Source organism: uncultured Gemella sp. (genome assembly GCF_963537375.1).
Taxonomy (GTDB): Bacteria; Bacillota; Bacilli; order Staphylococcales; family Gemellaceae; genus Gemella.
The window spans coordinates 1-11,700 of record NZ_CAUTDQ010000049.1; the positions used below are offsets into that span (position 1 = coordinate 1).

The 11,700-nt window shown below is 30.3% G+C and carries 10 protein-coding genes; 9 read left to right on the forward strand and 1 reads right to left on the reverse strand.

What is annotated here, in order from left to right; genetic code table 11:
• The first annotated feature begins 182 nt into the window (after window positions 1-182).
• The 7 genes from RYK99_RS08060 to RYK99_RS08090 all read left to right on the forward strand — a co-directional run bounded on the left by RYK99_RS08060 (window position 183) and on the right by RYK99_RS08090 (window position 6,822).
• The gene (locus tag RYK99_RS08060) at window positions 183-2,102 is read left to right on the forward strand and encodes an ATP-binding cassette domain-containing protein (protein ID WP_314991650.1); all 1,920 of its coding nucleotides are present in this window, start codon (window positions 183-185) and stop codon (window positions 2,100-2,102) included.
• Complete coding sequence (locus tag RYK99_RS08065; protein WP_314991651.1) at window positions 2,095-2,478, forward strand: hypothetical protein; 384 nt, start codon at window positions 2,095-2,097, stop codon at window positions 2,476-2,478. Before RYK99_RS08060 ends, RYK99_RS08065 begins: the two co-directional genes overlap by 8 nt.
• Window positions 2,479-2,501: 23 nt before the next feature.
• Window positions 2,502-4,136: an arginine--tRNA ligase gene (gene argS, locus RYK99_RS08070; protein ID WP_314991653.1), complete on the forward strand. Its 1,635-nt coding sequence runs from the start codon at window positions 2,502-2,504 to the stop codon at window positions 4,134-4,136.
• Window positions 4,137-4,165: 29 nt separating this feature from the next.
• A complete protein-coding gene (gene rpoE / locus RYK99_RS08075; protein WP_314991655.1) occupies window positions 4,166-4,645 on the forward strand; it encodes a DNA-directed RNA polymerase subunit delta in 480 nt (159 codons plus the stop codon).
• A gap of 226 nt (window positions 4,646-4,871) precedes the next feature.
• Window positions 4,872-5,072: a cold-shock protein gene (locus tag RYK99_RS08080; protein ID WP_003144740.1), complete on the forward strand. Its 201-nt coding sequence runs from the start codon at window positions 4,872-4,874 to the stop codon at window positions 5,070-5,072.
• 185 nt (window positions 5,073-5,257) lie between these two features.
• Entirely contained in the window at window positions 5,258-6,400 is a 1,143-nt protein-coding gene (locus RYK99_RS08085) for a PLP-dependent aspartate aminotransferase family protein (protein WP_314991658.1), read from the forward strand.
• A gap of 38 nt (window positions 6,401-6,438) precedes the next feature.
• A complete protein-coding gene (locus RYK99_RS08090) occupies window positions 6,439-6,822 on the forward strand; it encodes a RidA family protein (protein ID WP_314991660.1) in 384 nt (127 codons plus the stop codon).
• Between the two features lie 82 nt (window positions 6,823-6,904).
• Here RYK99_RS08090 and RYK99_RS08095 read toward each other — a convergent pair whose 3' ends face one another.
• Window positions 6,905-7,768 (reverse strand): hypothetical protein, encoded by an 864-nt coding sequence (locus tag RYK99_RS08095; RefSeq protein ID WP_314991662.1) that lies wholly within the window; start codon window positions 7,766-7,768, stop codon window positions 6,905-6,907.
• 552 nt (window positions 7,769-8,320) lie between these two features.
• Between RYK99_RS08095 and hisS the strand changes: the two genes are divergently transcribed.
• Together hisS and aspS are read left to right on the forward strand one after the other, a co-directional pair.
• Window positions 8,321-9,601 carry a histidine--tRNA ligase gene (hisS, locus tag RYK99_RS08100; protein ID WP_314991664.1) on the forward strand — a complete coding sequence of 427 codons (1,281 nt, stop codon included), beginning with the start codon at window positions 8,321-8,323 and terminating at the stop codon, window positions 9,599-9,601.
• The gene (gene aspS / locus RYK99_RS08105; protein WP_204642009.1) at window positions 9,601-11,373 is read left to right on the forward strand and encodes an aspartate--tRNA ligase; all 1,773 of its coding nucleotides are present in this window, start codon (window positions 9,601-9,603) and stop codon (window positions 11,371-11,373) included. Before hisS ends, aspS begins: the two co-directional genes overlap by 1 nt.
• Window positions 11,374-11,700 lie beyond the last annotated feature (327 nt).

Consider the following 11,700-nt stretch of genomic DNA (forward strand, 5'->3'; position numbering starts at 1 on the left):
AGGATTTACTCTTCTTTTTTTATATTTTGTCTCACATCAATTGTAACACTACAGAATAATACAAGATAACGACTATAATTATTAGCTTAAAAGATAAAAATATGGTATAATATTTCAGTTATAAACAATTTAGATAATATTTTGTTAAAAATAAGTAAAAAATTAGAAAGAAAGGAGAAACTATGTTAATTCAGCTAAATAATATAACGAAGAATTTTGTAGTAAATGAAATTTTTTCAAATGTAAAATTGGAAATCAATGATAAAGATCGAGTTGCGATAGTCGGAAGAAATGGTGCTGGGAAAAGTACTTTATTAAAAATAATAGCTGGTGCCATTAGTTTCGATAGCGGAGAGAGAACAATTTCAAAAAATACGACAGTTGGATATTTATCTCAAGAATTTATCGTGAGAGAAGATCTGTCGATTTATGAAGAAATGATTACGTGCTTTGATGAGATAATTACTTTAGAAGCAGAATTAGAGAAATTATCTTTCGAATTAACTCCGGAAAATATTGAGAATGATCCAACATTACTTAATAAGTTTGATAGATTACAAAATGAAGTATTAACTCATAAGGATTATCATTACAAGAGTAAGATAGAAAGTGTACTTTATGGATTAGATTTTACAAAAGAAGTTTTTGATAAGAAAATTAGTACTTTTTCAGGTGGAGAGAAAACAAGGTTATCTATGGCGAAATTGTTACTTAGTGAGCCTGATTTACTAGTTCTAGACGAACCGACTAACCACCTTGATATGGAAAATGTAGCATGGTTAGAAAATTATTTATCAGCATACAATGGTGCAATAGTAATTGTAAGTCACGATAGATATTTTTTAGATAAAGTTGTTAATGTTGTATACAACTTAGAATTTGGAAGGCTTAAGAAATATGTTGGGAACTATTCTAAGTTTTTAGTACAGTATGAAGAAGATTACGAAAAACAACTAAAAGAATATACTAGTCAGCAAAAAGATATAAAGAAATTAGAAGAATTTGTTCAGAAAAATATTGCTAGAGCTTCAACTAGTAAGATGGCTAAGAGTCGTCAAAAAGTATTAGATAAGATGGAACTTATAGATAATCCGAAAAAAGATGATAAAGCAGCAGGGATAGAGTTCTTAATTAAGGAACAAAGTGGTCGTGATGTTCTGACAATTAGCGATTTACAAGTTGGTTATAATGGAACTAAAGTAGGTCAAAGTTATAATCTTGCTGTGTATAAAGGAGATAGAATAGCTGTTGTTGGAAGAAATGGTATAGGAAAATCTACTTTAATAAAAACAATAGCGAAGAGACAAAAAGAAATTGCTGGAAATGTTCAATATGGTAGCAAAGTGTCATTAGGATACTACGATCAAAAACAAGCAGAATTTGAATCTTCAAAAACGATATTAAATGAACTTTGGGATGAGTATCCTTTAATGAAAGAAGCGGAAGTAAGAACTGTGCTTGGTAGATTCTTATTTAGAGGTGATGATGTTCTTAAGATAGTAAGAGATCTTTCTGGTGGAGAAAAAGCAAGATTACAATTAGCTAAACTAATGTTAGAAAAGAATAATTTATTAATATTAGATGAACCGACTAACCACCTTGATATTACTAGTAAACAGGTTTTAGAAGAAGCTCTTAAAAATTACGAAGGAACTATTGTATTTGTAAGTCACGATAGGTACTTTATTAATAAGATAGCTAATAAGGTATTAGATATTACTGATAATGGTCATAATATGTATTTAGGGAATTATGATTATTATTTAGAAAAAAGAGAGCAAGAGAGAATAGCTCAACAATTAACGAATAAAGAAGTAGAGGTTGTTGAAGCAAAAGAAACTAATAATTATATATTAGATAAAGAAACTAAACGTCGTGTAAGAAAATTAGAAAGAACACGTGATGAGTTGATGGAAAAGATCGAAAGTTTGGAAGAAGAAATACTAGCGGTTAATAATGAACTTGCAAAAGAAGAAGTCTATACTGATATGATAAAAACACAAGAGTTTAATGAAAAACTAAAACAATTAACGGAAGAAGTTGATGAATTAAATAATTCTTGGTTAGAAATTGAAGAGGAATTAGAAAGTATTAATGAATAGTAAAATTAAAATAACAACATATGTTGATGCCGAGAAAATCCATGAAGATTCTCATGTAGGGATACATATTGAAGAAGCCACAAGTGAGAAAATAACTTATAGTGATAAAAATAACAAAAAAATAGAAATTTTTATTGACAAAATAAAAGAAAGTGTTAGTATAGAAAAAGACGATTCAAAAATGTACTTAGCATATACGAAAACAAGTAATGACTACAGTACACAATATGGTCAGATGAAATTGGAAACACAACTTGTAAAAATAAGTAAGATGGCAAAAAATAGTTTTACTTTATTTGAGATAGTGTACAATATACATTTCGGAAAAAATGACAAACAGCAAAATAAATTGAAAATATTAGTGAAAAACATTTAGTAGGTAATTAGGAGGAATTTTTGGTGAAAAATAAAATAGTAGAATTATTACAAAATTCTTTAGCCAAATTAGAAATTGATGGAGTAGATATACATGTGGAAACTCCGAAAAATACAGAAAATGGAGATTTTTCTTCAAACGTAGCGATGCAATTAACAAGAGTTTTACGTAAAAACCCTAGAGTTATTGCCGAGGAAATAATCAGTAATATAGATGAAGATGAAGCGGTAGAGAAAATTGAAATAGCTGGACCAGGATTCATTAACTTCTTTGTTAAGAAATCAAGTCTAGGTAGTGTTGTTGGTAAAATATTAGAAGACGATTTTAAATATGGTGAAAACAACATTGGACAAGGGAAAAAAGTACTATTAGAGTATGTATCAGCTAATCCAACAGGGACACTACACGTAGGTCATGCTAGAAATGCTGCTTATTCTGATTCATTAGCAAGAATAATGAAAAAATCAGGATATGATTTATCTCGTGAATACTATATCAATGATGCTGGTAATCAAATTAATAACCTAGTTATTTCTGCAATCGTTCGTTACAAACAAGCGCTAGGTATGGATGCACAGTTACCAGAAGATGCATACCACGGTGAAGATATTAAAGTTCTAGGTCAAAAACTAAAAGATGAGTTTGGAGATTCATTATTAGAAAGAGAAGACTTAAATGAGTTTATTCGTGAGTATGCAGTAGCGTATGAAATGGAAAATATTAAGAAAGATTTAGGAGATTTTGGATTAGAGTACGATGTGTTCTTTAGTGAAAAATCTTTATATGAAAATGGTCTTGTGGATAAAGCTTTAGAATCTTTAAGAGGACAAGGATTCGTTTATGAAAAAGATGGAGCTTTATGGTTAGAAACAACAGCTTTAGGCACAGGTGATGATAAAGACCGTGTATTAATTAAAGCGGATGGTTCACTAACATACTTAACTAGTGACATAGCTTATCATAAAAATAAATTAGATCGTGGGTTTGATTTATTACTAGACGTTTTAGGTGCAGATCACCATGGATATATTGCAAGATTAAAAGCAAGTATCGTAGCGATGGGATATAAAGCAGAGCAACTTGAAGTTCTAATTATGCAAATGGTACAACTACTTAATAACGGTGAAGTTGTAAAAATGAGTAAGAGAACTGGTAAAGCAATTACACTTCGTGATTTAATTGATGAAGTAGGAGCAGATGCGGCACGTTACTTCCTAGTAATGAGAAGTGCAGATAGTCACTTAGACTTCGACTTTGCGGTAGCAAAAGAACAATCAAGTGATAACCCACTATACTATGTTCAATATGCTCATGCTAGAATTTGTTCAATCTTACGTCAAGCGGCAGAACAAACTGAATATGATGTGAAAAATTGTGATTATGAATTATTAACTGATGAGTACTCAGTAGACTTACTGAAAAACTTAGCATATTATCCAGAAATAGTAGCACAGGCTGCTAAGAATTATGAACCGCATAGAATTTGTAATTATCTACAAAGTCTTGCAAGTTCTTTCCACAAATTCTATAATAATAATAAAGTAATAACTGAAAATAAAGAGCAAACTCAAAGTTATTTAGCATTAATTACAGCTGTTAAAATAACTTTAAGAAACGCTTTAGACTTAATCGGAGTATCTGCTCCAGAGAAAATGTAATAAATAAAAAAGAAGGGAATCTAATATAAATGGTAAAGTTAAAAGATTTAAGCGCAGAAAAAATTAAGGAAATGTCACTAATAGATTTATGTTATGCATATATGGTAGAAGAAGGAATTGAAAAATTAAATATTTATGATTTCCTAGACTATATTAAACCATTAAGAAATGTTGATGATGAAGAATTTACAGCACAAGCTGCATACTTCTACACTGACTTAAACTTAGATGGAAGATTCGTATGTGTTGAAGATGGAAGCTGGAAATTAAGAGATAGTTTATTCGTTGAAGACATTAAAAACTTTGTTGAGCCAAGTGTTCAAAAATTTGAAATTGATGATGAAGATGATATTGAAGAACTTGGAGATGAAGAACAAGAAGATATCCATGATGAAGTAGACGCCCTAATTGAGGAAGAAGATATGGAAGAAACTGAAGATGTCTACGATTTTGACAATGATGGAATTGTATCAAAATTCAATATCTCAACTGAAGAAGAAGAGTTTTAATAAAAGAGCCGGAAGGCTTTTTTATTTTATAAGTCTTATTAGTTGCATATACTTTTTAAATAGAGTATAATGAAGGAAGTCAATAAAACATATAGTAAAAATTGTAATACAGGTTCTAAGTTTTTTAAGTGAATAACACAATATCACATTTATTTTATTTATTATCTTTAACAGCAAGAATACGATTGATTATTGATAATAAAAAATATAAAGGAGATTGTAACTTATGAAACAAGGTACAGTAAAATGGTTTAACGAGGAAAAAGGATTCGGATTTATCGAAGTAGCAGGAGAAAAAGATATCTTCGTTCACTTCTCAAGCATTAAAAAAGACGGATTCAAAACTTTAAAAGAAGGCGATAAAGTTGAATTTGAAGTAGAAGATGGTGCTCGTGGACCACAAGCAGCTAACGTAGTTGTTCTTTAATTAGAAATATAAGAAAGCTATAATTAGATTTTTATGTCTAGTTATAGCTTTTTTTTAATTATACGGTGAAATTACTAAGAAAAGAAAATATGAAAACGAATACTATAGATATTGAAAAATACTTCATTATATTTTATAATTGAATTGCAAGGTAAAAAATAAATGGAAATCAGGAGGATAATTTCATGAAAGGAGTAAATACTAATTTATTGCATGGATATCCTGTAATAGATGATTATACTGGTGCAGCATCGATTCCTAAATATCAAGTTACTACATTTGACCAAAAAGAAGGATATAAAGATTGTGGTAAGTATTCGTATAGTCGTTTCGGGAATCCAACGATATTAGCATTGGAAGCAGCTGTTGCTAATTTACATAAAGCGAAATTTGGTTTTGCTTTCGCTTCAGGTATGTCAGCAATAACAACTGTATTGATGCTATTGAATTGTGGGGAACACATAATATTACCTAAAGATGTTTATGGAGGAACATTCCAATTTAGTTCAAAAATTTTGAAAAAATATGGAATAGAAGTTAGTTTTATTAATTATCAAAATTTCGAAGAATTAGAAGCTACTATTAAAGATAATACTGCAATGATTTATATCGAAACTCCATCTAATCCTTTGTTAAAGGTATCGGATATTAAGGCAATAGTAGAAATTGCCAAGAAACATAATATAAAAACTGTTGCAGACAATACTTTTATGACCGCTTTATATCAAAAACCTTTAGATTTAGGATGTGATATAGTAATTGAAAGCTTGACTAAGTTTGTTAACGGTCATAGTGATGTTACAGCAGGTTGTGCGGTTACGAATAATGAGGACATCGCGAGTGAAATTTGTTTATTACAAAAGAATTTCGGTGGTATTTTAGGAGTAGAAGATGCCTGGTTAATCTTACGAGGAATGAAAACTATGGGATTACGAATGGAGAAATCTGTAGACAATGCGAAAATTCTTACTAAGTTCTTAGAAACTCAAGATAAAATTAAAAAAGTATACTACCCTAATCTTACAAGTTGTAAATTTTATGATATTCATACAGAGCAAGCTAGTTCAGGAGGAGCTGTCTTTTCATTTGAATTTTTCGAACAAGATGATTTAAAAACGTTCCTTAAAAAAATCAAAATTCCGATTTATGCAATTAGCTTAGGAGGGGTAGAATCTATAATTTCTCATCCAGCAACTATGTCTCACGCATGCATGAGTGAAGAAGAAAGGTTAGCTCAAGGAGTAACACAAACTCTACTAAGATTTTCTTGTGGAGTAGAAGACTCAGAAGACTTAATCGAAGATTTAAAACAAGCGTTAAATAATTAATATAAAAAATGACAATATAAATAAAGGAGATTTATTAAATGAAAATAACAGAAGTAAATACACCAAAAGCGCCAAAAGCAGTAGGACCATACGTACAAGCTAATAAAGTAGGAAATTTAATTTTCTGTTCAGGTCAATTAGGTATTAATCCTGAAACTGGAAAGATTGTTGAAGGTGGAGTTATCGAGGAAGCTAAACAAGTTTTCAAAAATATTGAAGCAGTATTAGAAGAAGCTGGAAGCTCTATGAATCATGTTGTGAAGTCATTAGTATTATTAAAAGACATCGTCGACTTTGCAGAAGTGAATAAAGTTTATGCAGAACAGTTTAATGATGTTCTTCCTGCTAGATCAGCATTCCAAGTAGCTGCTTTACCATTAGGTGGAAATATAGAAATAGAAGTTATCGCTGTAGAAAAATAAAGTTATCTTATAGAGCTAGGTGCTAGAAATTTTCTATGAGCTAAATCTGTAAATAAATAAAAAGAATCAAGGATGCAATTTGTTATCCTTGATTCTTTGTGTTATAACTTGCTATTGCAGCATCTATTTCTTCATTTGTAAAGTTAGAAATGTCACCTTTTAGCTCATTTTCTATTATACTTCTACTTGTTGCTCCCTCTTGAGTATATCGGATTGTATTGTAAGTTTCTGGAACTTGCTGACCGATAATTTGAGGGTGAATTTTTGTATTAGGTATAGAAGATGTTTTTTTAGAATCAGCTGAAGTTTGTTTTCCAGTAGTGCTTCCTTTATTTTCAGATGATTTTTCTTTTTTAGAATCTTCTTTATTGCTTAACTCTTTTTTCTCTTCTTCTTTCTTAGTAACATTAGTTTTGTGATCTTGTTCTAATTCTGAAGTTTCTGAATTTAAAAGTTTGTCTTTTAACGCACTGTATTTAAATTCATATTTTGCTAAAATTGTTTTCACTTGATCCGTATAGTTAGGAGAAGTCGAGTCTAATTTTAAAATTTCAATAAGAGCATTATCGTAGTTTTCTAACTGTTCTTCTAAGTAAGTGATAGCCTTAGTGAAGGTACGACCTGTATTAAGCTTTTTAGCATGTTTTAGATGATTGTGTGCTTCTTCAATATTAGCATTGTTTAACGCTGTATCAATTTTTACTAATTCACTGGCGATGTTAATTTCGTTATCTATATTTCTTAATGTTTCTTTTGCTTTTTCAGTAGTTAGTGTCTCAAGGCCTTTTAAACCAGAATTGAAATCATGAGAATCATTTATTAATGATATATATTTTGAATGTTCTTCTTTAAAATTTTTATTTTCTGAAGTAAGATAGTAATATGTTCCTCCTACTAAGAAAAAAATCGCTAATATAGGCATTAAAATAGAGATTATTTTTTTCATAAAGAGCTACGCTCCTTTCTTTAATGTCTTTAACTATAATTAATTGTATAATGTTAAGAAAAAAAAATCAAGTGAATTAAATTATAAGTAATTAAATTAACTACATGAAATGTGTATATAAAAGGAGTATATAGTTATATTATGGTGAAATAATTAGTAGCTGTTAATGTTGAATTTTGTAGAAAAATAATCTAATATATAGGGGTAAATATACTGTTTAAAAATAAAAAGTATAATAATTTCTTGACAAGGATATGAGTTTGGTATAATATATTTAAAAGAACCGTGACAAAATATAGTAAAAAGAATTTTACTTTATGTTTTAATAGAAAGAGAGTTTGATCCTTAGGCTGAAAGATTAAATATTAATGATTAAAGTAAAGAACGCTTTTTGTAAAATTTAATAAATAGAAAATAAGGTATCGGTATTCCGATATGAATTAGGGTGGCACCACGAAGTATGTTATCGTCCCATGTAGTTAAAAGCTATGTGGGGCGATTTTTAATTTATATTGGATGCACAGTAAGATTAAAAATCGAAAGGAGAAAGAAATGGTAATTAGCATGCCAAGAGGGACTCAAGATATACTACCAGAAGAAAGTGTGAAATGGCAGTATATTGAAGGGAAACTAAGAGAGATTAGTAAAAACTTCTGTTATGAAGAAATTAGAACACCTATGTTTGAATCAACAGAATTATTCAGTCGAGGTGTTGGGGATACAACAGATATAGTTCAAAAAGAAATGTATACTTTTATGGATAAAGGGAATAGATCTTTAACATTAAGACCAGAAGGTACAGCTGGAACAGTTCGTTCATATATTGAAAATAAGCTTTTCGCTAAAACTATTCAACCACAAAAATTATACTATGTTGGACCGATGTTTAGATATGAAAGAAAACAAAAAGGTCGTTATCGTCAATTTGTTCAATATGGTGTTGAGGTCATCGGTGAGGAGAGCCCAAAAATTGATGCTGAAGTTATTAGTTTAGCTTATAATATTTATAAGATGTTTAGTATTGAAAGTATTAAAGTTAGTATCAACTCTTTAGGAAATCCCGAAGAAAGACAAGCCTATAATGAAGCGTTAGTTAAGCATTTTGAACCTAGAATAAATGAATTCTGTGAAGATTGTAATAATAGACTTTATAAAAATCCTATGAGAATATTGGATTGTAAAGTTGATGCTGAACACGAGCTTATTAAATCTGCACCAAGATTATTAGAGTACCTAGGTGAAGAGTCTAAACAATACTTTGCAGAAGTACTTAAACACTTAGATGCGCTAGGTGTAAAATATGAAATTGATCATAATTTAGTTCGTGGATTAGACTACTATACTCATACTGCATTTGAGATTATGATAGATAATCCAGAAGTAGAATTAAAAACACTTTGTGGTGGTGGTCGTTATAATGGATTAATTAAATTGTTAGATGGACCGGAAGATAAAAAAGGTATTGGTTTTGCTTTAAGTATTGAAAGATTATTATTAGCACTTGAAAGTGAAAATATTGAATTACCTATAGATGATACAACCGATGTGTTTGTAGTTGCTATGGGTGAAGAAGCTTCAAATGCTGGAGTCAAACTTACTAATGATTTAAGATTAGCTGGATATAGCGTACAAAATGATTATTTTGATAAAAAAATGAAAGCTCAAATGAAAATTGCAGATAGATACAATGCAAAATATTCTATTATAATTGGACAAAGTGAACTAGAAAGTGGAACACTTGTCATAAAAGATATGAAGTCATTTGAACAAGAAACAATTAAGTTAGAAAACATAGTTGATTATTTACAAGAAAAATTGAGAGGAGAAAAATAATGAGCGCATACGGAAGAACGGAATACGCTGGTCGTATAGATGAAAAATATGTAGGAAAAAAAGTAACGTTAAAAGGTTGGGTTAGTAAACGTCGTGACCTTGGTAACTTAATCTTTATCGATGTAAGAGATAGAATGGGTGTAGTTCAATGTGTATTTTCAGGAGAAAAAAATGCAGAATTACATGAACTAGCAGGAACTTTAAGAAACGAATTCGTAGTTTCTATTGAAGGAGAAGTAGTATTAAGAAATGAGTCTACTGTAAACGAGAAAATTGCATCAGGTAAAGTAGAAGTTATCGCTGATAAATTAGAAATTTTATCGAAAGCAAAAACATTACCATTCGTATTAGACGATGCAAGTTTATCAAGTGAAGAATTACGTCTAAAATATCGTTACCTTGACTTAAGAAGAACGGAACTTGCTGAAGTATTACAATTACGTTCAAAAATTACTAAAGCAACAAGAGATTACTTAGATAACAACATGTTTGTTGATGTTGAAACACCGATTTTAACTAAATCAACTCCTGAAGGAGCACGTGATTACTTAGTACCAAGTAGGGTTCACCCAGGTGAATTCTATGCTTTACCACAATCACCACAATTATTTAAGCAATTATTAATGGTTGCAGGATTTGACAGATACTATCAAGTAGCTCGTTGTTTCCGTGATGAAGACTTACGTGCAGATAGACAACCAGACTTTACACAAATCGATATGGAAATGAGCTTTATGTCACAAGAAGAAATTCTTACTATGATAGAAGGTTTAATTGCTCATGTAATGAAAGAAGTTAAAGGTATCGATGTAGTATTACCATTCCCACGTCTTGACTACGAAGAAGCAATGGAAAGATTTGGTAGTGATAAACCAGATACTCGTTTTGGTATGGAATTAAAAGATGTTAGTGATCTTGTGAAGAACTTAGACTTCAAAGTGTTCTCTAATGCAGTAGAACAAGGTGGAGCAGTAAAATGTATCGTAGCTAAAGGATGTGCAGAGCAATATTCTCGTAAAGATATTGATGCATTAGGTAAGTATGTTGCAAACTATGGAGCTAAAGGATTAGCTTGGGTTAAAGTAACAGAAGAAGGATTAAACGGAGCGATTGCTAAATTCTTTACAGATGAAGTAGCTCAAGAATTAGTAGCTCGTGTAGACGCAGAAGTTGGAGATATTATCTTATTTGCTGCGGATAGTAAAAAAGTATGTTACGCATCATTAGGGGCACTACGTCAAAAATTAGCAGCCGATTTAGATTTAATCGATAAAGATAAATATAACTATCTATGGGTAGTAAACTGGCCTTTATTAGAGTATGATGAAGAAAAAGGTCGTTACAGTGCAGCTCACCACCCATTCACAATGCCGAAAGTAGAAGATGTAGAATTACTAGAAACTGCACCAGAAAAAGCTTATGCACAAGCTTATGATATAGTACTTAATGGATATGAACTAGGTGGAGGAAGTATCCGTATCTACGATAAAGAAGTACAATCTTCAATGTTTAAAGCATTAGGATTTACTCAAGAACAAGCTCAAGAGCAATTTGGATTCTTATTAGATGCATTCGAATATGGAGTACCACCACATGGAGGATGTGCTTTAGGATTAGATAGATTTGTTATGTTACTAGCAGGGCGTGATAACTTACGTGATACAATAGCATTCCCTAAAACAGCTAATGCTGCAGATCCAATGACACAAGCTCCATCACCAGTAGATTTAGAGCAATTATTAGAGCTAAATATCTCTTTATTAAGAAAATAGTTTACTAATAGAAAGATTCAAACTGAGGAAAAGAGAAACTTTTCCTCAGTTTTTTTAAAAAATGTATTGACATAATAAAAGACTGATGATAGAATAGTAAAAGTCTTCTCAAGAAGACGAACAATATAAGATTTCTAATAATTAAATGTTAAGAAAATATAAAAAAGTTCTTGACAAAATAAAAAAGAAATGATAAACTTATAAAAGTCTTGAAGAAAGACAATATCAATCATTTCAACGAAGTAAGCGGTTGAAAAGTTTAAAAAAATATAAAAAAAACTTCTTGACAAACATTCGACGAAATGATAAAATAATTAAAGTCTTCTG

Coding starts and splice junctions, on each gene's coding strand:
- RYK99_RS08065 (WP_314991651.1), top strand. CDS start 2,095: ATGAATAGTAAAATTAAAATAACAACATATGTTGATGCCGAGAAAATC.
- hisS (WP_314991664.1), top strand. CDS start 8,321: ATGGTAATTAGCATGCCAAGAGGGACTCAAGATATACTACCAGAAGAA.
- RYK99_RS08085 (WP_314991658.1), top strand. CDS start 5,258: ATGAAAGGAGTAAATACTAATTTATTGCATGGATATCCTGTAATAGAT.
- RYK99_RS08080 (WP_003144740.1), top strand. CDS start 4,872: ATGAAACAAGGTACAGTAAAATGGTTTAACGAGGAAAAAGGATTCGGA.
- rpoE (WP_314991655.1), top strand. CDS start 4,166: ATGGTAAAGTTAAAAGATTTAAGCGCAGAAAAAATTAAGGAAATGTCA.
- RYK99_RS08095 (WP_314991662.1), bottom strand. CDS start 7,768: ATGAAAAAAATAATCTCTATTTTAATGCCTATATTAGCGATTTTTTTC.
- RYK99_RS08090 (WP_314991660.1), top strand. CDS start 6,439: ATGAAAATAACAGAAGTAAATACACCAAAAGCGCCAAAAGCAGTAGGA.
- RYK99_RS08060 (WP_314991650.1), top strand. CDS start 183: ATGTTAATTCAGCTAAATAATATAACGAAGAATTTTGTAGTAAATGAA.
- aspS (WP_204642009.1), top strand. CDS start 9,601: ATGAGCGCATACGGAAGAACGGAATACGCTGGTCGTATAGATGAAAAA.